Here is a 24,884-nt window from a genome sequence, read left to right on the forward strand (position 1 = left end):
CTCGACTGCGACCTCACGACTGAGTCGACCTCACGACCGACCTCACCGCAACCGGTCGTTCGACCGACGCGGCGTTTTCGCGGAGCCTGATACGCCCTGAGTGGCTGGGATTCGACCGTTTACGTCTCGATAATGATTATCCGCCAACAATTTTTATTACGGGGCGGGTTCTGAGTCTTGTTGGTGTCATAACATGACTCCCAACAGACGCACGTTCTTGCGTGCACTCGGAGCAGGTAGTATCGGTACCGTCGCGACGTTCAGCGGAACTGCTGCGGCGGCGACCACCGTCACTGTCGAGGGGGCGGGCGAAGACATCTGGGACGCCGCGGACGGGTTCCACTACTATTACGAGGAAGTGAGCGGCGACTTCGACGTCGTCGTCCACAACACCGCCTTGGAAAACACCGATAGCTGGGCCAAAGCGGGCCTCATGGTCCGGCAGACGCTGAACGCCGACGCCGAGAACGCCATGGTTCGCCGCCGACCCAACGGCGAGGCATCGCTCCAGTGGCGCTCGGCCGCCGGCGCGGACACGGTCAGCACGACGTCCGACGGCGGGAGCGGCGAGAGCGAGGTGAGCGGCGGGTCGATTACCGCCGACTGGCTCCGCCTCACACGAAGCGGTGACACGATTTCCGCGTACGGGTCGACCGACGGGAGCAACTGGACGCTCATCGCCGACATCGCCCCCGGAGAAATCGACTTCGCGGAGGACGCCTACGTCGGCCTCGCGGTGACGAGCCACAGCGCCGGCACGCTCTCGACGGCCGAGTTCGAGAGTCTCTCCGGCCTGTCGCCGTCGAGCAACGACGACGTGGGCGACGTGGACGTGGCCGGTAGCGTCTCGACCAGCGACGGCGGCGGCGGGTCCGGCGATGGAGGCTCCGACGACGGCGGGTCCTCCTTCGACGTGGACGCCGGGTTCGCTGACGCCTCGTGGTTCGACGACAGCGTGACCGTTCACCGCGTCCAAGAGGCGACCGAGAGCGCCGTCCGCGCGGCGTTCGAGGCGAACGGTCCGCGCCTCGTCGTCTTCGAGGCCAGCGGTGTCGTCGACCTCGGCGGCGGCGACCTCTCTATCACGAACGACAAGTGCTGGGTGGCCGGCCAGACGGCTCCCTCGCCGGGCATCACCTTCATCAACGGGATGATTCAGGTCGACGCGAACGACTGCGTCGTCCAGCACCTCCGCATCTTCCGCGGGGAAGACGGCGGCGCGGCCGAGGGCGCGGACCCGATGAACAACGCCGACGACACCTCGAACGTCATCTTCGACCACTGCAGCGCCTACTGGGGCCGCGACGAGAACCTCTCTGTCGGCTACAACACGACCGACACGACCTTCGCGAACTGCCTCGTCGCCGAGGGGCTCGACGAACCCGAGGAGAACTCCAACGGTTCGCTCGTCGGTAACGGCGCGCAGAACGTCGCCATCCTCGGCACGGTCTACGCCGCGAACAACGACCGCAACCCGCGGCTGAAAGACGACACCCAGTCGGTCATCGCCAACAGCATCGTCTACTACTTCGACAAGGCCATCTGGGCGTCTCCCGGCGCTCAGTCCAGCGTCGTCGGCAACGCGTACCTCGGACGGTTCGACTGGTCCGACGCGATTGTCAAGGGTGACGGCAGCGTCTACATCGAAGACAACATCGTCGCCGACCCCGGCCTGAACGGGCGGACGTTCTGTTCGGCCACGCAACTCGGTTCTCGTCCCCTGTGGCCCAGCGGACTCACGGCGATGCCCGCCACCGATGTCGAGAGCCACAACCTCGCGTACGCGGGCGCTCGCCCGGCCGACCGCATCAGCCACGAACAGCGCGTCATCGACAACATTCGCAACCGAAGCCTCGACACCGACGTCTCGGACCCGGCGAACGCCCCCGGCATCCCCGGCGACGAGGGCGAAGTCGGTGGCTACCCCGACCACGGCGGAAGCACGCGCTCGCTTTCGGTCCCCGACAGCGGTCTGCGCGACTGGGTCGCTCAGTGGGCGCTCGCCGTCGAAGAGTCGGGCGCGAGCCCTCCCTGACCCGCCGAGCTGACACGACTGTAACGAACCCCGGCTCGAATCGAGACTCGACCAGCTGCCGTGTGCGCCATCTTTTCCAGTTGTAACAACTGCTCGACTCCGCTCTCGCGCTCGCTCCGTCAACAACTATTAGGACTTCTCCCGCGTCGCCCCGGTATGGAGAGTGTGACTCTCGGTATCATCGGTTGTGGAGCCATCAGCGACGTGTACTTCGAGGCGGGGAACCGCTTCGACGCCCTCGACATCGTCGCCTGCGCCGACCTCGATGAGGACCGCGCGAAATCGAAGGCGGACGAGTACGGCATCCCCCGCATCCTCCCGACTGAGGACCTGCTCGCCGACCCCGAAATCGACGTTGCGGTCGTACTCACGCCGGCGGGCACCCACGGCGACCTCGTGTCCGCTGCCCTCCGAGCGGGCAAGCACGCCTACACGGAAAAGCCGCTCGCGGCGACCAAGGCCGAAGGCGAGGCGATTCTGGAGACCGCCGACGAGCGCGGACTGACCGTCGGCGTCGCGCCCGACACCGTTCTCGGCACCGGAATCCAGACCTGTCGCGACCTCATCGACGAGGGCCGCATCGGCGACCCCGTCGGCGCGACGGCGTTCTGGTCGAACCACGGCCACGAGCACTGGCACCCGGACCCCGACGGCTTCTACGCGGAAGGCGGCGGTCCGCTTTTCGACATGGGGCCGTACTATCTCACGTCGCTCGTGACGCTCCTCGGCCCGATTCGGTCGGTCGCCGGGACCGCGAACACGCCGTTCGCAGAGCGCGAGATAACGAGTGAACCGCGCCGCGGCGAGCGGATTCCGGTGTCGGTGCCGACCCACGAGACGGCCGTCGTGACCTTCGAAAGCGGCGCGACGGGGACGCTCCTGACGAGTTTCGACGTGTGGGGGTCAGAACTACCGGGATTCGAGATATACGGCACCGAGGGGACGCTGAGCGTCACCGACCCCAACCGGTTCGACGGGACGCCCCGCGTCCACCTCAGCGACGACGACGACGGCGAGTGGCGCGAGATTTCCGTCGAGCGCGACCACCCCGGCCAACAGCGCGGTCTCGGCCTCGTCGACCTCGCGTACTCGCTCGACTCCGACTGGGACCACCGGACCAGCGGCGACCTCGGGTTCCACGTCCTCGAAGCGATGGACGGCATCCGCGAGTCCGCCGAGGAGGGCGCGTACGTCGAACTCTCGGCGCAGTGCGAGCGTCCGCCGTCGGTCCCCGACGGCTTCCCGACTGACCTCGGCCCGACGGGCGACGCGGAGTGAATTCGGGAGTGAACGCAGGAATCGGTGCGGGAGTGAAAACGGGCGTCAGTGCGGGAGCGAAAACAGGTGTCGGTGCCGGTACCGGTTTCGGTGTTGGCGACGGCGTCTGAACGACGGTCCGAATCGAGGTTTCTCTTTCAGTCGGCCGGCTGTTCCGCGTCGTCCGCGACGTCGATGTCGAGGTCGTCGGTGATTGGCTCGCTGTTCCGGTAGTCGATTCTGTCGTGCGCGTCGAAGCAGGCCGCCTCGTGGCGGTCCGACGGGCCGCTCATGCCGGAGAGGTCGGGCGTGTTCGACGTGCAGTACTCCCGCGCCTCGGGACAGCGGGTGTGGAACCGACAGCCGCTCGGCGGGTTCTCCGGGTCCGGGATGTCGATTTTCCTGACCGGCGGCGTCTCGATGGGGTCGTTTATCTCCGAGAGACCGGAGGTCGCCCACAGGAGGCTCTTGGTGTACGGGTGCTGGGGGTTCTTGATAATCTCGTCCGCCGGGCCGATTTCGACGATGCGGCCGAGGTACATGACGGCGATGCGGCCGTCGGCGCGACCGGCGAGGTACCGGGCGTTCGCCATGTTGTGCGAGATGAAGACGAACGAGGTGCTGAACATCTCCTGCAGTTCGAGGAGGAGGTCCATCAGGTTCACCCGCAGCGACACGTCGAGGGCGCTCACGGCCTCGTCGGCGAGGATGAGGTCGGGTTCGAGGAGCATCGACCGGACGATGACGGTCCGCTGGGCCTCCCCACCGCTCAGTTGGTGGGGGTACCGAGAGGCGTAGTCGTCTGCGGGCGTGAGCCCGACCGTGTCGAGCATCTGGTGGACGAGCTCCCGGCGCTCGACGAGGTTGAGTTCCGGCCGCCACTTCTTCAGCGCCGGGTTGAGGTTCTTGAATATCGTCCGGTTGGGGTCCAGCGAGTTCCCGGCGTCCTGGTGGACCATCTGGAGCGACTTCCGAATCTCCTTGTACGGGATGTCGCCGGGTTCGAGGTCGGACTTCCAGATGTCCTGTCCGCGGAAGCGGACCGTCCCCGAGGTGGGGCGCTGGAGGCCGATCATGGCCTTTCCGAGCGTCGTCTTGCCACAGCCGGACTCGCCGACGAGCGCGACCACGTCGTTCTCGCCGATGTCGAGCGAGACGTTGTCGACGGCGCGGACGACGCCCTTGTCGTCGCCGAGGAAGCGGTCGAGGATGCCCTCGTTGCCGCCGAAGTGGACGCTCAGGTCGTCGACGCGGAGCAGGGGGTCGTCGCTCATTTCGAGACCTCCTTCTTGAGGGGAATCGTCTCGCGGGCTTCGTCCGTGTAGAAGCACGCGGCCCCGTGGTCCTCGGACACCTCGATGAGGTCCGGGTTCGTCGCCCGGCACTGCTCGTCGGCGAGCGGGCATCGCGTGTGGTACGAACAGCCCTTCGGGACGTTCAGCGGGTCGGGGCTCGTCCCCTCGATGGACGCCATCTCGTCGAGGTCGGCGTCGATGTCGGGTATCGAGTTGAGTAGCTCCCGCGTGTAGGGGTGGGCGGGGTCCATGACGATATCTTGGACCGGGCCGAGTTCGAGCAGTTCGAAGGCGTACATCACCGCGAGGCGGTCGGAGATGCGCGCGACGTGGCTCAGGTCGTGCGTCACGATGACGATAGTGAGGTCGTACTCGGCTTTCAGCTCCGAGAGGAGCTTCAGAATCGACTGCTGCATCAGGAGGTCGAGCGCGGCGGTCGGCTCGTCCATCACGAGCACGTCGGGGTCGAGGATGAGACTCAGCGCGATGAGCGCGCGCTGTTTCATCCCGCCGGACAGCTCGTGGGGGTACGCGTCGAGGACGCGGTCGGGTTCGAGGTGCACGTCGGAGATGAGCTGTCGGGCGCGTTCCATCCCCTCTTGGATGTCGTAGTCGTGCGCGCGGAGCGTCTCGACGAAGTGGTCGCCGATGCTGAGCGTCGGGTTGAACGAGTCGAGCGCCCCTTGGACCACCATCGAGACGCGCTCCCAGCGGAACCGGCGAAGCTCCTCCTTGCTCAGGTCGTTGACCTTGATGGGCTCGCCGCCCTCCGGCGGGTTGAACACCACGTCGCCGGTGAGCGTCCCCGGCGAGTCGATGGCGTCGAGCATGGAGTCCGCCAGCATCGACTTGCCGGAGCCCGACTCGCCGACGACGCCGAGGACTTCTCCCCGCCGGACGTTTATCGACACGTCGTCGAGGACTCGGGCGTCCCCGCGTTCCATCGCGAACGCGACGCTCGCGTTCGTTATCTCTAGCACGTTGTGCTCGGCCGTCGGCTCGTCTGGCATCTTCTGTTTGGTGTGTTGTGTCGCCATGGTCAGTCCCTCTCGTCGGTTCGTACGGCGGGCGAGCGACCCCACCCGTCACGCGTGCCTATCGTCAACATGTGACCGTAGTAGGAATCTATCACGTTCAATACTACTTAATACTTTCCGCCAGCGCAGTCCATGCGCGTCGATATCGGGGTCTTCGGGCGGTTCGGCTGCCGATACCGGCAAACTATAAGTTCGTCCGCGATGTCCGTGCTGACATGGCGCAAGCGCAAACGCGACAGAACGTGCTGTGGACAGTTCGCTCCAAAATCGGCGGTGTCACCTCGACGGTGGTTTTCCTCGGCGCGCTGTTGATTCTCTTCGGTGCCGCCCTTCAGACCGGCGTCTGGGCGGGAATGTTCGGAATAATCGGTGGATTGCTGGTGTTCGTCGCCGTCGCGTTCCGGGTACTGCTCTGGGCGTACCGACTGTTCTGATCACATCATGGTGAATCCGTAGTACACCCCGATGAGCAGGATTACGAGTATCACGAGGCCGAGCAGGTACCGCGTCGTATTTCCTTCTTTCTCCACTTTCATGGTTGAAGTCCGTTTCGTAGGTCGATAGCGCGTGTGTTAACCTTTTCCCTGAGACAGCGTGGCACGACCGCTCTCGGGTCGAGATAATCGAAAAAAGCAGCGACGCGAAACGGACCGGCTGGTCCGGTTGGTTAGTCCGCGGCCGATGCGGCACCGTCGCCGCCTTCCGAGCCGCCGCGACCGCCTTCCATGTCGTCGGTCGAGACGGTGGCCGCGTGCCGCGCGCGGAGGCGGGGGTTGAACAGTCGGTCCGTCCCCTGCGCGAACAGCTGGAGGCCGTACGTCATCGTGACGATGAACAGTATCGGCGCGAGCAGCCAGTGGAAGCGGTCCATGCCGGACAGCGCGCCGCCGTTGCGGGCGATGTTGAGGACGACGCCCCAGTTGCTCGTCGTGAACGGCAGCACGCCGATGAAGTACAGGCCGACGGACTCCATCAGGATGTTCCGCATGGAGCCGACAGTCCCCATCGTCAGCATCGGCATGAGCCGGGACATGACGTTCTTCGAGAGGATGCTCGACGTTGGCAGTCCGAGCACCCGCGAGGCCTCGACGTGGGACTCACTGCGGATAGTGAGCACCTGCGAGCGGAGCTGTCGGGCCAACCGTGGCCAGTTGTCGATGGCCAGCACGACCCCGACGAACACTGGGCTCTTCGGTTCGAGAATCACGGCGAGGACGATGACCAGCGCCAGGCCGGGGATGTTCATCATCACGTCCGTCACCGTCATGAGCACCTTGTCGATGACGCCGCCGAGGTAGCCGGCCGTGACGCCGAGAAGGATGGCCAGGCCGAGCGTCACCGCCGCGCCCGACAGCATCATGATGAGCATCGGGCGGGTCGCGAGCACCTGCTGTGCGAGGAGGTCGCGCCCGATGTCGTCGGTGCCGAGCGGGTAGCGCATGTTCTCCAGCGGTTGCAGGAGAATCGGCCCCTGCATCGGCCTGACCTCGGGGACGAGGAACTGCCCGAACAGCCCGAGGAAGCCGAAGATACCGAGGATTATCGCGCCGACCCGCGCCCGTGGCGAGGTCCAGATGATGCGGAACGGGGTCAGGAGGCTCTGGTCGATTCGCTCTCTGATGTACTCTCCGCGCGAGAAGTCGGAGCTATCGACGTCGAAGCTCATCGCGCCGCTGGCCGAGATGCGGTTCCCTTCGATGCGGTCGTCGATGGTTTCGGTCTCGTCCGCGCCGCCGCCCCGCAGGCGGTTGACGAACCGCTGGAGCGTTTCGCGGTACGACCGCGAGTAGGACTCGCGCTGGGTGTGCCCGGCGCGGGGGTCGATGAAGCCGTAGGTGAAGTCGGCGATGAGCAGGCCGATGACGGTGACGATGGTAAACAGGATGACCGCCGCCATGACCGTCGTGTAGTCCCGCGCCATCGTGGCTTCGTAGAAGTAGAAGCCCATGCCGCGGTAGCGGAATATCTGCTCCATAATGACCGACCCGCCGAACAGGCTGGCGAGGCCGGCCATGAGGCCGGTGTACATCGGCAGCATCGAGTTCCACCCGATGTACCGCAGTTGAATCCGGCTGTCGGGCAGTCCCCTGAGTTCCGCCACGTCGACGTAGTCCTCACCGATGATGCGGGTACAGTGCGCGCGGAACTCGAGGCCGCCCCACGAGGTCAGCGCGAACGACATGATGGGCAGCGCCGCGTGTCGCAGCACGCTGGCCATGAACTCGATGTTGAACCCGGGCGTGAGCGCGTTGTCGTACCGCCCCCCGTTGGGGAAGAACTCGGTACCGAATCCGAGCGTGAAAAGCAGTACGAGCCCGACGATGTAGTACGGGACGGCGTCGGAGAAGATGACGAAGTAACTCCCGACCACGTCCCAGGTGTCGCCCTCGTGGACGGCGAGGAAGCCGCCGATGAGAAACACCATGATGGTGCCGATGACGAGGGCGAAAAGCGAGACGAACATCGTCCACGGGATTGCCGGTCCGAGCACGTTCCAGACCGGGTCCGCGTAGAAGATAGACCGTCCGAAGTCCAGTTGCGCGACCGACACGATGTATTCGACGTACGCCTGCAGCATCGGCTTGTCCGGGTTGATGTTCGAGTACATCTCGACCATCTGGTTGAGGCGGGTCGACGAAACCGCCCCTCCGGACCGCTGTCTGATCTGCGCGGCGATGTAGTCCATCGGCCCGCCGGGAATGAGCCGAACCGTCACGAACGAGAACGTGATCGCCGCCCAGACCGTTATCAGGGCCTGCGCTATCCGGCGCACGTAGTAATTTTTCTCGACCATCCTTGCTAGTTCTTACCTCTCATGTGGGTACTTAATCATTATGAATAGGGCTACTTTCGTCCGCACTCGACCGAACCGACCTCGCCGTCGTCGCGTCCGGAGGCGGCGCGTTGCGCCTCCGGACGGGGAGTTCACCGTATGGCTGATACGTTCTGACTGACTCGGTGAGACGACGGTTTCTCGTTCAGGTGGCGGCGCTCGGCGCGGTTACTGGCCTCCCTCCGCCGGGTGGAAGTATTCGGTTCCCATCTTGGCCATGTACTGGCAGTAGGAGTACTGACCGATCTCGACGATCTCGTAGCGGTATGCCGGGTTCAGGTTGTCGTTCGGGGGCTTCGTCGCCCAGTTGTCGTGATTCAGCCAGTAGCCGCCCGTGCCGCCCTCCTCGTTGATGAGCATCATCGGCAGCGACTGGTTGAATATCCACGAGACTTCCGCGACCTTCTGTCTGCGCTCTTCGTCCGACATCTGCGTCCGGAGCTCGTTGAGCTTGTCGATGACGTCGACTTCCTGGAGGTCACCGGCCGGGTCGCCGATGGGGTACGGAACCTCGACGACGCGGTCCATCGCCCAGCTGTCGTTGCTCGGAAGCGGCTGTCCGGACAGCGACTCCTGGACTCTGAAGGAGTTCGAGAAGCCGAGGAACGGCGGGCCGGACTTCGCACCGCCCCAGTTGTCGAACAGTAACTCCCAGTCGCCGGACTCCATGGTCTTGCCGGCGCGGATGGTCGCTTCCTGTGCGGTCACTTCGGTCTGGAGACCGAAGTCGTCCAGGTAGGACTTCGCGATCTGTGCGAACCGTAGGGCCATCGGCTCCTCGTCGGACGTCGCCGTGTAGAACCGAAGGGTGACGTTCTCCCCGTTCGGGTCCTTCCAGCGGTTGCCCGACTTCGAGAAGCCGGCGGCCTCGAGGAGTTCGGTCGCCCGCTGTTCGTCCACGTCGTCTTCCGTGTGGGCGTACCGCTCGAGCTTCGCGAGGTCGCCGCTCGGCCAGTTCGAGTTCCCGCCGAACCATGGCACTTCCTTGTCCTGCCCGATGCCGGACGGAATGCGGTCTTCGACCCAGTAGGTGCCGTAGTCCGGAACCCACTCGACGAGCGGCTTCCGGGGGACGATGTGGTGAATCGCCTTCCGGACGCGCGGGTCGCCGGTGATGTCGCTCTGACAGTTGAGCAGGACGCCCATCGCCCCGCTGCGCATCTGCGGCGTAATCTGGTCCTCGGAGAGGCTGTCGGCCGGCCCCCACCCGTTCTCCTTGAGCCGGTCACGAGCGGACTGCGACTCCGGCGGGTAGCTCACGTCGATGACGCCCTCCTGCATCGCCTTGGTCCGCTGTTGCTGGTTCGGGTAGCGGTGCCAGTCGAGGCTGTAGTCTATCATGTCGCCCGTAATCTCGCCGTTCGACCACTCGGCGTCGCTGAAGGGGCTGACGTAGTCGTCGTAGGGTTCGAAGTGCGCGACGTTCTCCTCTCCGCTGACGAACTCCCAGACGGAGTTCCCCGGGACGTTCGCGTTGTCCCAGACGTTCTGTTGAACCGCCTGCATCATCTCCTGCTGGGCGGAGGTCCGTTCCGATTCGGTGGTGGCGTCGTCGAACATCTCGGCGTACTTCCCCCAGATGTCTCGGTGCGCCCAGAGCCACGCGCGGCGTTTCATGTGACCGAACTCGAATATCTCCCGGCTGATGTCGGGCTCGACCAGGTCGAACGTGAGTTCGTACTTCCCGGTCGTCTCCACGTTCTCGTACAGCGGTTGCGCGCCGTAGCCCTTGTGGACGGTCTGCATCAGCTTGCCGATTTTGAGCTGGGTCGCCACGTCCTCCGCGGTCAGGTCGTCGCCGTTGTGCCACGTGTAGGTGTCGCGGATGTTCCACGCGACCTGTCCGTTGTCGGCGTACTCCCAGTCCTCGACGACCATCCCTTTCGTCTTGTTCGACACCTTGTCGTGGACGGCCAGTTGGTCGAACATCGCCCAGTACCACCGGAACGAGAAGTTCGCGGCGTTGCCGTACGGATTGAACCGGGCGTTCGTCGGCGCGAGCGAGATGATGTGGTCGAGCGTTCGACCCGACGACTGGCTGGTCGAATCGCCGTCAGTCGTCGTGCTCCCGCCGCCACCGCCTTCGTTCTCGAGCGGCGTCGGCGTATCCTCGTTCCCGCCCTGACTACAGCCAGCCAGCGCAGCGGCGCCGGCCGTGGCACCGAACGCGTTTCGAAGCAGACGACGGCGCGTCTGTGGCGATACGTCTTCCCACTCGTCGTCGCTGATCCACTTGTCGGACTCAGCGCTGCTTTGCGAATCCATCACACAGTACCCATTATGACTATCCCATATATACCCATCGATAATGGTAATTATCTACTGACATTATTTGATTACGCGGCCGCGCCCGTGACTCTCGCGACGCGCGGGGCGGTCCCCCAAAGGACTATTATCCCGTTTTGCGAAATCGCCGGTAATGGGAACCTCAGAACGGTCGTACTTCAAATGTTGGATTTGCCGAAAGAAGATGCTGTGGACGAGCGTGCTCTCGTTTACGCTGCTCATCGTCGTCCTCGGCCTCCTCGCGATGACGGGCATCGAACGCGGGACCGCGTCGTACGTCGTCCTCATGATGGACTTCGCCCTCGCCGGCGTGCTCCTCGCGACCGTCGGCGTCGTCTTCTGGCGGTGCGGCTACCTGAGTGACGCCCTCGACTGAACGCTTTCGGCTTTCTGTTTTCTCCCGTCGTCTCTCCCGACTCGGCTCATCACTGTTCTTCATATCATAGTATCTCTTTCATCGCTATCTCGCCGCTGTCTTCCGATTTTCGTTCCTAATTTGTAATTGAGATGTTAGTTTTTGTTCGCGTATGGGGAACTCAACATCCGAATTCGGTTGGGCGTCCTCGCTGAGTGGCGTCCCAGTCGCCGCCGCGAACATCAGAATCGTGGCATTTGTGGCCTCTACTAGCGGAAATGGGGATTGACTCGGTTCGCCACGCGCCGTGACGACGCTACAACCGTAATGCTCATTCTCCCGATTTCAGGTCGGTTCGTTCTCCATCGAAAACGACCGAAAACCGACGAGTGATGGGTTTTACGCCCGATTTCATTCGCATTTAGGTTTGTTCGCCTACGGGGAACAATCCTCCGATCCGCGACGTCGACACGCACTTGTGAACCCGTTGCGTTCGTCGGAACGACACCGAATGACTGGCTTCGACTACGACGACTGGTTCGACGACGTCCTCCGAGCGACCGACGGCTCGGCCGCGTACGCGGGTGAGACAGGACAGGAATTCGAGGCGTGGCAGGAGTCGTTCCGCGCCGAACTGCGCGACGTGCTCGGATTTCCGGCGGTTCGCGACAGCGCCGTCGAGAACATCGACCCGAGGCGACGGGAGCATCCGGAAGCGACGGTTCGACACCGGAGTTACGAGCGACGGACGTGGAGCGTCCGCACCGAACGGGGGTTCCGCGTCCCGTTCTACCTGCTTCTCCCCGACTCGGTGGACCCGCCGTACCCCGTCGCCGTCGCGCTTCACGGCCACACCGAACACGGCAAAGACCTCGCCGCCGGCGTCGCCGAGGGCGAGGCGGCCGGCCGTCACATCGCCGACGACCGACGAGACATGGCCCGACAGGCGGCCCGGCGGGGCTTCGCCGTCGTCGCTCCCGACATGCGCGCCTTCGGCGAGCTGTCACCCGACACATCCGACGACTCGGACTCGTCCGACGCCGTCAGCGCGTGTACGCGCTGGCAGAAGCGCGCCCAACTCCTCGGCCGGTCGCTCGTCGGCGAGCGCGTGTGGGACGTGCGTCGTCTGGTCGACTTCGTCGAGGGGCACTCCGCGCTCGACGCCGACCGACTGGCCGTCTGCGGCCACTCCGGCGGCGGGACCGTCGCGCTGCTCGCGGGCGCGCTCGACGACCGAATCGGGCACGTCGTCGCCTGCGCGTCGGTCTGTCCGTTCGAGGACTCCATCGTCCCCATCGACCACTGCCTGTGCAACTACGTCCCCGGCCTCCGACGCCTCGGCGAAGTGTGGGATATCGCCGGCCTCGTCGCTCCGCGGTCGCTCCGCATCGTCGCGGGCGAATCCGACCCCATCTTCCCGATAGCCGGGACGAGACGGGCGTTCGACCGCATCCAGGGTCGGTACCGCGCTGCGGACGCCGAGGGAGAGTGCAGCCTCTTCGTCGGCGACGGCGGCCACCGCTTCTTCGAGGCCGGCGCGTGGCCCTTCCTGCGCGACCGACTCTGAGTCGGCGTGCTCTCTCCGCCCCCGCTTCCGTCTCTCGTCTCGCCTCTCGTCGCCGATTTCGGTGCGTCGTGGTACCTCGGCACAACGTTTATGAACGCGCTCGCGGATGCTTCAGGCGTGACTCTCGAACAGCGGAACGTGCGCGACTACGGTATCGAAGACGACGATTCGCTCGACACGGCGGCGATTCAGGCGGCGCTCGACGACTGCGCCGGCGAGGGCGGCGAGGTGTATCTCCCGCCCGGGACGTACCGCAGCGCCCCGCTCCGCGTCGGCGACGACACGACCTTCAGACTGGCAAACGGGGCGGAACTCCGGTTCGTCCAGGACTTCACCGAGTTCCCGACGGTCGAGAGCCGCTGGGAGGGGTGGGACCAAGACGGCTTCCACCCGTGTCTCCACGTGGCCGACGCCTCGAACGTCACCATCACCGGCGAGGGCGTCATCGACGGCGGCGGCTCCTACTGGTGGGAGTTCGTGTCGTTACCGCCCGAGCAGTACCCCTCCGAACTCGCCGCGCGACTCGAGGAGATTCGAAGCGGCAACCAGCAGGACGAGGTGAGCACGTTCACGGTGCGCCCGCCGCTGCTCCAGATAGACGGCTGTGAGAACGTGACCGTCTCCGGCGTGACGCTCCGGAACTCCCCGTTCTGGAACACGCACGTCGTCTACTCCGACGACGTGACGATTCACGACGTCTCGATTCAGAACCCGCCGGACGCCCCGAACGGCGACGGCATCGACATCGACTCCTCGCGCTTTGTCAGGGTCAGCGACACCCACATCGACGCCGGCGACGACGCCATCTGCCTGAAGTCCGGCAAGGACGAGCAGGGCCGCGAGGTCGGACGCCCGACCGAGAACGTCGTCGTAACCAACTGTACGGTCGAACACGGCCACGGCGGCGTCGTCATCGGGAGCGAGACTGCCGGCGACGTGCGGCACGTCACCGTCACGAACTGCACCTTCACCGACACCGACCGCGGCATCCGCATCAAGTCCAAGCGCGGCCGCGGCGGGACGGTCGAGGACCTCCGGTTCGACACCATCATCATGCGCCGCGTCGCCTGCCCGTTCGTCATCAACGGCTACTACCAGACGGACATCGACAGCGACCCCAAGCCCGTCACCGAGGCGACGCCGAACGTCCGAAACGTCGACTTCCACCACATCACCGCCGAGGAGGTCGAGTCGGCGGCGTTCCTCGCCGGCCTCCCCGAACAGCGGTTCGAGGGAATCTCCTTTACCGACGTGGACATCGACGCGACCCGCCCGTTCGACGCCTCGGACCTCTCGCCGGCGATGGCGAAGGGGTACGACCAGCGACACGGCGTCTTCTGTAAGTCGCTCGGTCGCGTCTCGTTCAAAGACGTTCGCGTGACGGTCCCCGACGGGAGCGGGACCCCGCTGACCGCGGAAGCGAGTTCGACCGTCGTCCTCGACGGTTTCGAGGCCGAGGCGGACGAGGGGCCGGCAGTCGAGGCAGACGGCGTCGAGAACCTCCGAATCGGCGGCTGCGTCGCCCCCGACGACGGCGAGCCGTTCGCCCGCGTCCGCGGCGAGAGCGACGGCGAGTCCTCGGTACTCCTCGCCGGCAACTACGGCGACATGGACGAGGCCGTCGTCTCGGTGCAGCCAGAAACGGTCGAGCGGTAGGCGACGCCCGACGCACTCGTTTTTCCGAAAAAGACGCGCTCGCGTTCTTCAGTCCCGGAGTGACGGCGCGGCGAACTGGCCGTCCTCGAACGCTATCGGTGTGGGATCTTCGACCACGCGCAGGTCGTCTCGCTCGCGGGCCTCCTCGACGAGCGCCGGCGAGGCGTACAGCCGGTGGAGATGCATGGTGTCGGCCGCGCGGACGACCCGGACCGTGTCGGGCTCGACGACGCCGATTGTCGACAGCGCGGCGACCACGCCCGCGCGGTCGGTCTCGACGACGGGCGGGAGTTTCACGCCGCGGATGGTGCTCGCGGTGAGCGCGTTGATGAGCGTCGTCTGCGCGTCCAACTCGGCGACGATGTCCTCGTGAATCACGTCGGCCGACCCGACGCCCATCGCGTTGCCGTGGGTCTTCTCGGTCAGCCCGTGGGTGTAGATGCGCTTGATGTTCGGCTTCTCGGGCGCGGGCTCGTTGATGGAAAACGGTCGGCGGCCGATGACGTTCGTGTCCATCCCCTGCCCGCTAATCTCCTTGCCCTGTCGGTCGAACACGACCAAATCGAGCTCCTCGAACGGGAGCTTCGGCATCAGTTCGTACGCGGTTTCGAGCAGTTCGCGCTCGCGGTCGAGGAATCCCGACGGGGGGACGCCCTCGATGAGCGTGGTGTCGTCGTGCTGGTCTTCCACGATGGCGACGCCGCCCACGATGGGAAGCGAGTCCAGCAGTTGCTCGGTTATCTCGGGAATCATCCGTCGGAACGACCAGTCGACGGCCCACTTGTGGGCGATTTGCGCGCCGCGCTGTTTGCCCATGCCGATGACGAGCATCTTCGACAGCCCGCTTTCGACCTCGCCGTCGAAGTCTGTGTGGGGCTTGACGCGGTTGATGGGGATGATGGCGTCCGCGCCCGCGGCGTTGGCGTCGGCGACGACGGGCACGTCGCGGTCCGGCGTGCGCCCGACCTCCACGACCTCCATACTGGACCGAATCTCGCAGCCGATTCGCTCCTCGGTGATGCCGAGTTCGTTCAGCATCTCCCGCTGTCCGTCGCCGGTCGCGCCGCCGTGGCTCCCCATCGCGGGGAAGACGAACGGCTCGTAGCCCGCCTCGGAGACGGCGTCGACGACGCCCGCGACGATGTCGGGTATGTTCGCGATACCGCGGCTCCCGACGCCGAGCGCGACCTCGCCACCCTCGGGAACAGCCGCGAACGACAGCGCGGCGACGGCCTTCGCGGCCGCCTCCGGAACGTCGGCCGCCGGAATCGGATTCGTCTCCCAGACCTGTTCGATGATACCTAACTCGGGGAGAGAGGGGTTACCGCACGCTTCGAGGATAACGTCTTCCGGGACTGAGAGCCAGTCTACGGGGTTCTCGTCGCCATCTGTGTGCATGCGGAACTCGACGGCCGAGTTCGACATAAAACTGTTCGTCGGGGGCCTTTCTACACGCTGAGGTCGTCGAGGACGACGCGGCGGCCCTCCTCTGAGGACCGATAGCTCGCCTCGGTGAGCTGGACGCCGCGCGCCCCGGCGGTGAAGTCCCACGGGAACGGTTCGTCGGCGACGACGTGCCGGATGAACTTCTCCCACTGGAGCTTGAACGCGTTCTCGAACACCTGATTGTTCGGGACGCCCGTCCAGTCCTCGTAGAAGTCGTGTTCCTTCGGCGTGTCGGGGTTCCACTCCGGCTTCGGCGTGTTCGCGTGGCCCTGCGTCTTGCAGTCGCGCAGGCCGGCGACCGCGCTTCCCTCGGTCCCGTCGACCTGAATCTCGAGGAGGTCGTCGCGGTTGACGCGGACGGTCCACGAGGAGTTGAGCTGGGCGACGATGTCGTCTTCCAGCTCCATGATGGCGTAGGCGGCGTCGTCCGCGGTCGCCTCGTAGGGCTCGCCGTCCTCGTCGATTCGCTCGTCGATGTGGGTCTTCTGGAGACAGCGGACGGACTCCACCTCGCCGAAGAGGTTCTCCAGCACGTAGCTCCAATGGGAGAACATGTCGTCGACGATACCGCCGCCGTCCTCGGCGCGGTAGTTCCACGAGGGGCGCTGTGCCTCCTGGCCGTGGCCGGTGAACACCCAGTAGCCGAACTCGACGCGCACCGAAAGGATGTCGCCGAAGAAGTCCTGTTCGATGAGTCGCTGGAGCTTCAACAGCCCCGGGAGCCAGAGTTTGTCTTGGACGATACCGTGTTTCACGTCGCTCTCTTCGGCCATCCCGGCCACGTCGAGCGCGGCGCTGAGGTCGCTCGCCAGCGGTTTCTCGCAGTAGACGTGCTTTCCGGCGTCGATGGCCTTCATGACGCTGTCCGGGCGGCGGGGGGTTATCTGCGAGTCGAAGTACACCTCGTCGTCGCCGTCGAGACACGTCTCGAGGTCGGGGTCGACGGTCCATCGGTCGATACCGTGTTCCTCGCTCAGTTCGCGGAGTTTGCGTTCGTTACGGCCGACGAGAAGCGGGTCGGGCATTACTCGTTCCCCGCTGGGAAGTTCCACGCCGCCCTCCTCGCGCAGCGCGACGATGGAGCGGATGAGATGCTGATTCGTTCCCATCCGGCCGGTCACGCCGTTCATGATGATACCTAGCTCTTGCATGTGCTGACTCGTTGCACCAATCTGCTGGTCGGAGTGTAATAACCTTTTGCATGGTTTCGGTTTCCGCCGGAACGATTCGCGCGCCTGACCGTCGCCTGCATCCGCGAACCGTCGATTACGACGATGTCCGACAGAGCGTAATCGAGGACGTGTGTGAGTGAACGCCTCTATTCGAATATCCCGAATTTTATAAGGAATAGGCGATGTGTTACAAACATATTGGTGTAATATCTCATGTCTCATCTCGTCATTTCGAACCAGCGCCGGCGTCATTCGTTCGACACTCTCGAACTTTATATGCTGTGTCGGCCTCGGTCCAGACTGCCATAAATTATAACAATCGTTGAATATGTTGTCTGTTCGAGTGATGCACTCATGAGACCCGACAGACGGACGTTCCTCCGCGTGCTCGGAGCAGGAAGTATCGGTGCGGCGACGACTGGCCTCTTCGGTGGCAGCGCCGCGGCCGCGACCGTGATTTCGATGCAGGGCGGCGGCGACGACATCTGGGGCACCGCCGACGCGTTTCACTACTACTATACGGAGCTGAGCGGCGATTTCGACGTCGCCGTCCAGAACACCGGCATCGACAACGTCGAAAGCTGGACGAAGGCGGGCCCGATGGTCCGCGAGTCGCTCGACCCCGACTCGAAGAACGTCATGGTCCGTCGCCGGCCCAACGGCGAGGCGTCGATGCAGTATCGGCCCGAAGACGGCGCTGAGACGGATAGCGTCGGCGGCACACCGGCCGACTGGCTCCGTCTCAAGCGAAGCGGAGACACGATAGAGACCTACCACTCCACGGACGGCGAGACGTGGACGTCGATTAACACGCTCGACGCCGCCGACATCTCGCTGGGCGACAGCGTCTACGTCGGACTGGCCGTCACCAGCCACCTCTCGGGGACGCTCGCGACGGCGACGTTCCAGAGTCTCTCGGGGGTCGACCCCGACCGGAGCCGCGATATCGGCGACGTCGAAGTCGCGGGGAGCGTGGAGAACACGACGGGCGTCCCGCTCGTCTCGACCGGCGACGTGACCGACATCGGCCCCGGGTCCGCCACGCTCACCGGCGACCTCGGCGACCTCGGCGGTGCCGATTCCGCAGAGTGTTACTTCGAGTACCGGGAGGTACCCACCGAGTCGTGGAAGACCACGGATTCGACGGAACTCACCTCGTCGGGAGCGTTCAGCGTCGACGCCGACGACCTGACGCGGCGTCGCTACTACGAGGTTCGCGCGGTGGCGGACACGGCCGACGGCGACACCGCTCGGGGTTCGGTTTCCACGTTCAGCACCACGAACCCGTCGAACAGCAAGGTTCCGGCCCACGCCGGCCCGGACAGCGTGTCCCACTTCGGACCGAGCGACGGGTTCGCCGAGGCCGCACCGTGGCTCGACGACGACACCCCGATCATCGTGATAACCGAACCGACCCGCCGCCAACTGGAAAAGGCGGTCACCATCGACGGCGAGCGACTGGTCGTCTTCGAGACCAGCGGAACAATCGACCTCGGCGTGCGCGACCTCCCGATTCCGTACGACAAGTGCTACATCGCGGGCCAGACCGCGCCCTCGCCGGGCGTCACCCTGGTCAAGGGTCGCGTGAATATCGGGGCGAGCGACTGCGTCCTCCAGCACGTTCGAGTCCGACTCGGCGACGCGGGCATCGAGGACGCGACCGAGGACTGGGCGCTCGACACGGTCAACACGGCCGACGAGACGACGAACAACGTCATCGACCACGTCTCCGCCTCGTGGAGCGTCGACGAGTGCCTCTCGGTCGGCTACGAGACCGCGGAGACGACCGTCTCGAACTGCCTCGTCGCCGAGGCGCTCGACGACTCGGTCCACCCGAAGGGCGAACACGGCTACGGGTCGCTCATCGGCAACGACGCGAAGAACGTCGCCATGCTGGGGAACGTCTGGGCGTTCAATACCGACCGCCATCCCAGACTCAAGGAGGGAACCGAGAGCGTCGTCGTCAACAACGTGATGTACGACTTCGAAGACGGCACCTGGCTTGACCCCGACACCGAGGCGAGCATCGTCGGCAACGCCTACCTCCGACCCAACTCGGACAAGGCGAACGTCTTCACCGAGGACGACGTGGACACCGCCGTGGCGTACCTCGAAGACAACCTCACCGACGGCGACGTGGCGATGGTCGACGAGAACGTGACTGTCGTCGATGAACGGCCGCTGTGGCCCGACGGACTGGCGGCGATGTCGTCGGACCGGACGTTCGACCACAACCTCGCGAACGTCGGCGCGCGCCCGGCCGACCGGACGGCGACCGACGAACGCATTCTCGAAAACGTCGAAGGCGGGGAGAGCTACCTCGTCGACAGTCAGGAACAGGTCGGCGGCTACCCGGACCTCCCGGTCAACAGCCACGAGCTGAACGTCCCCAACGGCGGGACTCGCCCGTGGCTCCGGTCGTGGTCTCGTCGGGTTGAGACGCCGCAGCGCTAACCGCACGAGGCCGACGCACCGTCTGCCACCGCACCGTCCGCCCCCGATTACCTTGCTTGTACCCGAACATTTTTAAATCACTTTCGGTGAACTACGTGTATGGGTACGAATATCGGATACATCGGTATCGACCACCACCACCGGGACCCCTACTTCGCGGTCGCGAGCGAGTTGGACGCGACGATTACCGCGGTCTGCGAGCCCGGCCGGCGGGTCGACGTGGAGAACATCGCGGCGATGGACGACCGGCCCGACGAAATCACGACCGAGGGACAGGACATGGCGGACCTCGTCGGCGGCGCGGCGGTCTACGAGGACCCACACGAACTCGTCTCCGACGCCGACGTCGACGTGGCGTGGATAACCTACCGGAGCGACGAGACGCCGGAAATCATCGAGAGCGCCGTCGAGAACGGCGTTCACGTCGTCAGCGAGAAACCCATCGCTCGGACCGCCGCCGACCTCGAAGACATCGCCGAGCGGGCCAACGAGCTCGGCGTGACCGTCTCGCCGACGATGTACTACCGGCGCAACCCCGTCGCGATGGCGCTCCGCGACCGAGTTTCGGAGGGCTTCTTCGGCGACGTGTGGACGCTCGACGGCCGCTTCAACGCCAGCCAGCTCTCCTACCGGGACACCGACCACTACCTCTACGACCGGGAGACGAGTCGCGGCGGCGCGCTCCAGTGGATTGGCCCGCACTGGGTCGACGTGATGCCGTGGATTCTCGACGACCCCATCGCGCGGGTGAACGCCCGGTTCCACGACGCGGTCGAGGCTGACGTGGAAGCCGGAGCAGTCCTCCAGTTCGAGACCGAAAGCGGGACGCTCGGGACGTACCACACCGGCTACTACCTGAGCGACCGCGGCAAGGACACGCACCTCGGGCTCTACGGCACCGAGGGGCAGGCGCTGACGCCGCTGCACCACGACTCGCTGCAGCACGAACCCACGGTCCCGCTCGACATCACCTCGGAACACCCCGACTGGACCGCCGCGCCCAAGCGGACCGTCGAGTTCGAGTTCACCTACGACCGGTTCCCGGCGTGGGGCGACTTCGTGCAGGACTACTTCGAGGACTACTTCGCGGGCTACGAGACCGGCGACGTGCCCGCGACGGCCGACGACGCCGTGCAGCTGCTTCGCGTCCTCGATGCGGCCTACGAGTCCGGCGAGCGCGGCGGCTGGGTCGAAGTCGAGGGGTGAACGCGCCCGACGACGCCGCGCCCGCCGGGCCACCCTGCGCCGCGGGGTCGACCAGCTGTTCGACTATCCTGAACTTTAAATGTATAGCCGAAAATATTGAGTCATGCCAACGGATGACTCGACCAAGACGCTCCGGACGACCGCCACCTCGATAGAGATTCTGAAGCAACTCGAAGCGATAGACGGCGCGCGAGTCTCCGAAATCGCCGAGCGGATGGACAAGCCCAAGAGCACGATTCACGGCCACCTCGCGACGCTCAAGCAGGAGCAGTTCATCATCAAGGAGGGCGATTTCTACTTCATCGGCCCGGAACTGCTCCGATTGGGGAACCAAGTCCGGACGCGAGAGCCGGCGTTCGTCCTCGCGCGGCAGTTCACGGAGCGACTGTTCGAAGAGACCCGCCTCCGGTCGATTTTCACCGTCGAGATGGGGGGAAAGGCCGTCTTCCTGCACACCGCGTCGGGGAGTAAGATGGGGTGGTCCCACGAGCAACTCGGCAACCGACTGTTCCTGCACAACACCGCCGTCGGAAAGGCGATTCTCGCGGAACTCCCGGAGCCGCGCATCGAACAGATAATCGACCGATGGGGCCTCCCGCAGGAGACGGAAAACACCACCACCGACCGCGAGGCGCTGTTCGAGGAGTTAGAGCGCGTCCGCGAGCAGGGCTACGCCGTCAACCGCGCCGAGAACTTCAACGAACTCTACGCTATCGGTGTCGCCGCGACGCGCCGCTCGGGCGACGTTATCGGCGGGTTCAGTGTCACGGGGCCGGCCCACTCGGTGACCGGCGAGGACAGGAAAGCCGAGCTCGCGCACACGGTCAAAGACATCGTCAGCGAGTTCGAACTGGAACTCGCGCTCGCGTGACTCGGGTGGGACCGACTCGCGTCACTCGCCGCCGGCGACCGTTCTTCGGACGTTCGGAACTGCCGAACATTATATACTTACGATAGTTACAGCTGCTCTCTCCGCTGTATTATTACTGCGAATCAACAAATTACGCTCGTACGTCTGTAATATATTTTCGTAACGCGCCACCGTGGTGAGCGAGCGTTCGGACGCAGTGACTGCACGTGCTCGATTACGCCCGGCGCAATCTTACTATCGGATACTATACCAATTAACAATTTCATCAGAATAAATTCATTTCGGAGCCCCGAGGCGCTATCTATCGACTCGCGTTCGACGGCATCCGAGAAATCACTACTCGGTCGCTGAAACGGCGAAAATTACTAGATGGCCCGCTCGGACCGATTTTTGGCTCGGGCTTTCGGCACCAGTCGACACTGCCCCGAATCGCCACAGTTCGCCATCGAGAACAATCCGTGAACGCCGATCAAACGGTCATTACGGCTCGTTCGCCTCTCTCCGTTGTCTCCCTGTACTTCCGAACTACGAATCGGGGTTCGAGACGTCGCCTCGTGAAATAACACTTCTGAATATATAACGAATAATTTACTATTCTTTCGGTGTCTGCTCTCGGAATCCGCTGTGTTCGTTCGACGGCCGCCACCTTTTCTTCCGAGGAGTCGTTATCTCTGATGCTATGGGCGTGATGAGCAAGCTTCGACGGCTGCTCGGCCTCGTAGAGGGACACGAAGACGACGTCGCCAAGCAGATCGGAAAGCGAACGAAGGTGAGCGAGGAGAAGGCCAAGAAAGGCATCGAGAAGGCGACTGACGCGGTTGAAAGCGGCTCTGACGGCGGCTCGGGAGACCGGAGTAGCTACTGACCGACGGTGGCGTGACGGGCCGTGACGGGCGGCCGGCCGGGAGGGTGCCCGCACCTGCACACGTTTCGGCGAACCACTCATACCGTTCGGCCGCCCACACGGATTATGCCCGAATCTCGCACGCCGTCGCTCGACAGACGAGTTTTCAAGTCGGTCGCCAACGCCGAGGGCGGCGACGTCGGCGGCGACACCTACTTCTGGTTCGACCAGTCCGACGACCTGATTCACGCGACGTACCGCGGCGGAACCGTCAGGCTGGGCCACCTCGTCGGTCTCCGCCTCGACGACACGCTCGACTTCCGGTACTCCCACGTCACCGAGGACGGGACGACCGCGACCGGCCACTCGACCGACCGCATCGAGCGACTGGGCGACGGTCGCCTCCGCCTCCACGAGGACTGGTCGTGGGACTCGAAACCGGGCTCCGGGACGAGCGTTCTCGAAGAGCTCACCGACGAGGAGCGGGCGGGGCTGGACCTGTCGCCTGACCCCTTCGACGGACAGTAGTGACGGGGTCCGTGCCCACCTCGCCCTCGTCAATCTGCTAGGGCGCTCTCGGTCTCCTGCTCGGGTACAGACGAGTGGTACACGGCGTCGCCGTCCGAATCGAACAGGTGGAGTCGGTCCGTATCGACGGCGAGTTCGACGGTGTCCCCGGCCGCAATTCGGCTCCGCGGCTCGACCTTGACTCGAATCTCCTCGTCGCCGAGGCGACAGTGCAAAAGCAGTAGCTCTCCGAGCGGTTCGGTGACCGTCACCTCGGCGGTGAACGACTCTGACACCCCGGCGCGGTTCGAGACGAGGGACACGTCTTCGGGCCTGACGCCGAGCGTGAGTCCGTCGTCGTCGATACCGTCGAGTCCCGAGCCGGCGGGAAGTGTGAGCGAAAGCCCCGGTGCCGTTGCGACGTGTTCATCCCCTCGCTGTCGGACCGACGCGGGGATGAAGTTCATCGCGGGCTCGCCGACGAACCCCGCGACGAACTGGTTCGTCGGGTAGTCGTACAGCTCCTGGGGCGCAGCGACCTGCTGGAGCCTCCCGTCTTCGAGTACGGCGACCCTGTCGCCGAGCGTCATCGCCTCCGTCTGGTCGTGGGTGACGTAGACGGTCGTCGTTTCGAGGTCGCGGTGGAGCTTGAGTAACTCGGCGCGCATCTGGACCCGCAGTTTCGCGTCGAGGTTCGAAAGCGGCTCGTCCATCAGGAACACGTCCGGTTCGCGGACGAGCGCGCGGCCGATAGCGACCCGCTGTCGCTCCCCGCCCGAGAGTTCCTTCGGTTTTCGGTCGCGGAGATGCGCGATGTCGAGCGTCTCGGTGGCATCTTCGACGCGTCGCTCGATTTCGTCGCGGGAGAACTCGCTCGCCGATTTCATGCCGAACTTCATGTTCTCGGCCGCCGTCATATGGGGGTACAGCGCGTAGTTCTGAAACACCATCGCAATGCGTCGGTCCTTCGGCGGCACCTCGTTGACGACGCGGTCGCCGATGGCGATAGAACCGTCCGTCACCGATTCGAGGCCGGCGAGCATCCGGAGCGTCGTGGATTTCCCGCATCCCGAGGGGCCGACGACGACGAGGAACTCGCCGTCGTCGATTTCGAGGTCGATACCCTTCACGGCGCGCACGTCGTCGTACGTCTTCCGTAGGTTCTGAATCGTGATGTCTGACATGGTGAGTTCGCTATTTCTGTTGGATGGTGAGTGTCCGCAGGAGCGGTCGGTGCAGCACGACGAGCACCACGAGCGGCGGGAGCAATGCGAGGACCGCACCGGCCATGATGAGCCCCCACTGCGTCAGCCCCGCCTGCGCGGAACCCTGGAGGTACCGAATCCCGACCTGGACGACTTGACTGCTCTTGTCGGTCACGACGACCAGCGGCCAGAGGAACTGGTTCCACGTGTAGATGAACGTGATAACGCACACCCCGGCTATCATCCCCCTCGACATCGGGATGAGCACCCTGAACAGGAAGGTGAGCGGGCCGACGCCGTCGAGGCGCGCGACCTCGACGAGTGAGGCCGAGATTCCCATGAACTGCTGGCGAAAGAGGAAGACGGCCGTCGCGCTCGCGATGTACGGCCCGGTCAACGCCAGGAGTGAGTTCGTCCAGCCGAGGTCGGCCATCAACTGGAACAGCGGGACGATTCGAACCGGCACCGGCAACAACAGCGTCAGCAGGATGAACATGAACACCGCCCGCTCGTACGGGAAGCGGTAGTAGACGAGCGCGAGCGCCGCGAAAAGCGAGAGCGTGACCTTCCCGACGACGACGATGACGCTCATCACGAACGAGTTCAGCATGTACGTGCTGAAGTCGTAGTTCACGAGTGCGTCCGAGTAGTTCGAAAGCCCCTTCGACCCGAGGCCGAGGTTCGTCACCTGATACACCTCCGTCGTCGACTGCGTGCTCATGATAACCGCGAGCAACAGCGGCGACGCCATCAGGAGAATCGAGAAGACGATGCCGCCGTGCAGCAGCACATCGTCGGGTAGTCGGTGGACGAGCCGTCTCGCGTCGATGTTCGTGGTGTCTGTTTCTGTTGCCATCT

Annotated in this window: 19 protein-coding genes; 11 read left to right on the top strand and 8 right to left on the bottom strand. The window is 64.6% G+C overall.

The window, feature by feature from the left end; genetic code table 11:
* Positions 1 to 193 precede the first annotated feature (193 nt).
* Both BN984_RS16570 and BN984_RS16575 read left to right on the top strand, forming a co-directional pair.
* Positions 194 to 2,035: a DUF1349 domain-containing protein gene (locus BN984_RS16570; protein WP_081909248.1), complete on the top strand. Its 1,842-nt coding sequence runs from the start codon at positions 194 to 196 to the stop codon at positions 2,033 to 2,035.
* 156 nt (positions 2,036 to 2,191) lie between these two features.
* On the top strand, positions 2,192 to 3,313 hold the full coding sequence (locus BN984_RS16575) for a Gfo/Idh/MocA family protein (RefSeq protein ID WP_049968774.1): 1,122 nt from the start codon (positions 2,192 to 2,194) through the stop codon (positions 3,311 to 3,313).
* Positions 3,314 to 3,450: 137 nt separating this feature from the next.
* Here BN984_RS16575 and BN984_RS16580 read toward each other — a convergent pair whose 3' ends face one another.
* Both BN984_RS16580 and BN984_RS16585 read right to left on the bottom strand, forming a co-directional pair.
* Positions 3,451 to 4,566 carry an ABC transporter ATP-binding protein gene (locus BN984_RS16580; protein WP_008097168.1) on the bottom strand — a complete coding sequence of 372 codons (1,116 nt, stop codon included), beginning with the start codon at positions 4,564 to 4,566 and terminating at the stop codon, positions 3,451 to 3,453.
* Entirely contained in the window at positions 4,563 to 5,624 is a 1,062-nt protein-coding gene (locus BN984_RS16585; RefSeq protein WP_008097169.1) for an ABC transporter ATP-binding protein, read from the bottom strand. The genes BN984_RS16580 and BN984_RS16585 overlap by 4 nt, the downstream gene beginning before the upstream one ends.
* 215 nt (positions 5,625 to 5,839) lie before the next feature.
* Here BN984_RS16585 and BN984_RS16590 point away from each other — a divergent pair, with 215 nt between their 5' ends.
* Positions 5,840 to 6,058: a hypothetical protein gene (locus BN984_RS16590; protein WP_004041212.1), complete on the top strand. Its 219-nt coding sequence runs from the start codon at positions 5,840 to 5,842 to the stop codon at positions 6,056 to 6,058.
* A gap of 233 nt (positions 6,059 to 6,291) precedes the next feature.
* Here the strand turns inward: BN984_RS16590 and BN984_RS16595 are convergent, their stop codons facing one another.
* Together BN984_RS16595 and BN984_RS16600 are read right to left on the bottom strand one after the other, a co-directional pair.
* Positions 6,292 to 8,418 (bottom strand): ABC transporter permease subunit, encoded by a 2,127-nt coding sequence (locus BN984_RS16595; protein WP_008097170.1) that lies wholly within the window; start codon positions 8,416 to 8,418, stop codon positions 6,292 to 6,294.
* A gap of 207 nt (positions 8,419 to 8,625) precedes the next feature.
* Complete coding sequence (locus BN984_RS16600; RefSeq protein ID WP_008097178.1) at positions 8,626 to 10,722, bottom strand: ABC transporter substrate-binding protein; 2,097 nt, start codon at positions 10,720 to 10,722, stop codon at positions 8,626 to 8,628.
* A gap of 154 nt (positions 10,723 to 10,876) precedes the next feature.
* Here BN984_RS16600 and BN984_RS16605 point away from each other — a divergent pair, with 154 nt between their 5' ends.
* From BN984_RS16605 to BN984_RS16615, 3 genes are all read left to right on the top strand, one after another.
* Positions 10,877 to 11,119 carry a hypothetical protein gene (locus BN984_RS16605; RefSeq protein WP_229722663.1) on the top strand — a complete coding sequence of 81 codons (243 nt, stop codon included), beginning with the start codon at positions 10,877 to 10,879 and terminating at the stop codon, positions 11,117 to 11,119.
* A gap of 490 nt (positions 11,120 to 11,609) precedes the next feature.
* Complete coding sequence (locus tag BN984_RS16610) at positions 11,610 to 12,665, top strand: alpha/beta hydrolase family protein (RefSeq protein ID WP_049968775.1); 1,056 nt, start codon at positions 11,610 to 11,612, stop codon at positions 12,663 to 12,665.
* A 117-nt stretch (positions 12,666 to 12,782) separates the two neighbouring features.
* Entirely contained in the window at positions 12,783 to 14,321 is a 1,539-nt protein-coding gene (locus BN984_RS16615) for a glycoside hydrolase family 28 protein (RefSeq protein ID WP_049968776.1), read from the top strand.
* Between the two features lie 48 nt (positions 14,322 to 14,369).
* On the opposite strand, the gene BN984_RS16620 is transcribed toward BN984_RS16615, so the two are convergent.
* Positions 14,370 to 15,746 carry a DUF362 domain-containing protein gene (locus BN984_RS16620; protein WP_004041218.1) on the bottom strand — a complete coding sequence of 459 codons (1,377 nt, stop codon included), beginning with the start codon at positions 15,744 to 15,746 and terminating at the stop codon, positions 14,370 to 14,372.
* 23 nt (positions 15,747 to 15,769) lie between these two features.
* Positions 15,770 to 16,918 (bottom strand): Gfo/Idh/MocA family protein, encoded by a 1,149-nt coding sequence (locus BN984_RS16625; RefSeq protein ID WP_049968777.1) that lies wholly within the window; start codon positions 16,916 to 16,918, stop codon positions 15,770 to 15,772.
* 375 nt (positions 16,919 to 17,293) lie between these two features.
* On the opposite strand from BN984_RS16625, the gene BN984_RS16630 reads away from it, so the two are divergent.
* The 5 genes from BN984_RS16630 to BN984_RS16650 all read left to right on the top strand — a co-directional run bounded on the left by BN984_RS16630 (position 17,294) and on the right by BN984_RS16650 (position 22,842).
* A complete protein-coding gene (locus BN984_RS16630; protein ID WP_181950718.1) occupies positions 17,294 to 19,393 on the top strand; it encodes a DUF1349 domain-containing protein in 2,100 nt (699 codons plus the stop codon).
* 99 nt (positions 19,394 to 19,492) lie between these two features.
* Positions 19,493 to 20,599: a Gfo/Idh/MocA family protein gene (locus BN984_RS16635; protein WP_004041221.1), complete on the top strand. Its 1,107-nt coding sequence runs from the start codon at positions 19,493 to 19,495 to the stop codon at positions 20,597 to 20,599.
* Positions 20,600 to 20,702: 103 nt separating this feature from the next.
* Positions 20,703 to 21,470: an IclR family transcriptional regulator gene (locus BN984_RS16640; protein ID WP_049968778.1), complete on the top strand. Its 768-nt coding sequence runs from the start codon at positions 20,703 to 20,705 to the stop codon at positions 21,468 to 21,470.
* 679 nt (positions 21,471 to 22,149) lie between these two features.
* Positions 22,150 to 22,335 carry a hypothetical protein gene (locus BN984_RS16645; RefSeq protein ID WP_004971567.1) on the top strand — a complete coding sequence of 62 codons (186 nt, stop codon included), beginning with the start codon at positions 22,150 to 22,152 and terminating at the stop codon, positions 22,333 to 22,335.
* 105 nt (positions 22,336 to 22,440) lie between these two features.
* A complete protein-coding gene (locus BN984_RS16650; RefSeq protein WP_049968779.1) occupies positions 22,441 to 22,842 on the top strand; it encodes a hypothetical protein in 402 nt (133 codons plus the stop codon).
* A gap of 29 nt (positions 22,843 to 22,871) precedes the next feature.
* Here BN984_RS16650 and BN984_RS16655 read toward each other — a convergent pair whose 3' ends face one another.
* Both BN984_RS16655 and BN984_RS16660 read right to left on the bottom strand, forming a co-directional pair.
* Entirely contained in the window at positions 22,872 to 24,005 is a 1,134-nt protein-coding gene (locus tag BN984_RS16655) for an ABC transporter ATP-binding protein (protein ID WP_008097191.1), read from the bottom strand.
* 10 nt (positions 24,006 to 24,015) lie between these two features.
* A complete protein-coding gene (locus BN984_RS16660; protein ID WP_008097192.1) occupies positions 24,016 to 24,882 on the bottom strand; it encodes a carbohydrate ABC transporter permease in 867 nt (288 codons plus the stop codon).
* Between the last annotated feature and the right edge of the window lie 2 nt (positions 24,883 to 24,884).

The sequence above is a fragment of the Haloferax prahovense genome, assembly GCF_000723845.1.
Lineage (GTDB): Archaea > Halobacteriota > Halobacteria > Halobacteriales > Haloferacaceae > Haloferax > Haloferax prahovense.

Excerpts from the sequence above, each read along its gene's own strand:
- BN984_RS16570 (WP_081909248.1), top strand. The coding sequence starts at position 194 with ATGACTCCCAACAGACGCACGTTCTTGCGTGCACTCGGAGCAGGTAGT.
- BN984_RS16660 (WP_008097192.1), bottom strand. The coding sequence starts at position 24,882 with ATGGCAACAGAAACAGACACCACGAACATCGACGCGAGACGGCTCGTC.
- BN984_RS16590 (WP_004041212.1), top strand. The coding sequence starts at position 5,840 with ATGGCGCAAGCGCAAACGCGACAGAACGTGCTGTGGACAGTTCGCTCC.
- BN984_RS16580 (WP_008097168.1), bottom strand. The coding sequence starts at position 4,566 with ATGAGCGACGACCCCCTGCTCCGCGTCGACGACCTGAGCGTCCACTTC.
- BN984_RS16655 (WP_008097191.1), bottom strand. The coding sequence starts at position 24,005 with ATGTCAGACATCACGATTCAGAACCTACGGAAGACGTACGACGACGTG.
- BN984_RS16600 (WP_008097178.1), bottom strand. The coding sequence starts at position 10,722 with ATGGATTCGCAAAGCAGCGCTGAGTCCGACAAGTGGATCAGCGACGAC.
- BN984_RS16620 (WP_004041218.1), bottom strand. The coding sequence starts at position 15,746 with ATGTCGAACTCGGCCGTCGAGTTCCGCATGCACACAGATGGCGACGAG.
- BN984_RS16610 (WP_049968775.1), top strand. The coding sequence starts at position 11,610 with ATGACTGGCTTCGACTACGACGACTGGTTCGACGACGTCCTCCGAGCG.
- BN984_RS16650 (WP_049968779.1), top strand. The coding sequence starts at position 22,441 with ATGCCCGAATCTCGCACGCCGTCGCTCGACAGACGAGTTTTCAAGTCG.
- BN984_RS16640 (WP_049968778.1), top strand. The coding sequence starts at position 20,703 with ATGCCAACGGATGACTCGACCAAGACGCTCCGGACGACCGCCACCTCG.
- BN984_RS16630 (WP_181950718.1), top strand. The coding sequence starts at position 17,294 with ATGAGACCCGACAGACGGACGTTCCTCCGCGTGCTCGGAGCAGGAAGT.
- BN984_RS16645 (WP_004971567.1), top strand. The coding sequence starts at position 22,150 with ATGGGCGTGATGAGCAAGCTTCGACGGCTGCTCGGCCTCGTAGAGGGA.
- BN984_RS16635 (WP_004041221.1), top strand. The coding sequence starts at position 19,493 with ATGGGTACGAATATCGGATACATCGGTATCGACCACCACCACCGGGAC.
- BN984_RS16625 (WP_049968777.1), bottom strand. The coding sequence starts at position 16,918 with ATGCAAGAGCTAGGTATCATCATGAACGGCGTGACCGGCCGGATGGGA.
- BN984_RS16575 (WP_049968774.1), top strand. The coding sequence starts at position 2,192 with ATGGAGAGTGTGACTCTCGGTATCATCGGTTGTGGAGCCATCAGCGAC.
- BN984_RS16605 (WP_229722663.1), top strand. The coding sequence starts at position 10,877 with ATGGGAACCTCAGAACGGTCGTACTTCAAATGTTGGATTTGCCGAAAG.
- BN984_RS16595 (WP_008097170.1), bottom strand. The coding sequence starts at position 8,418 with ATGGTCGAGAAAAATTACTACGTGCGCCGGATAGCGCAGGCCCTGATA.
- BN984_RS16585 (WP_008097169.1), bottom strand. The coding sequence starts at position 5,624 with ATGGCGACACAACACACCAAACAGAAGATGCCAGACGAGCCGACGGCC.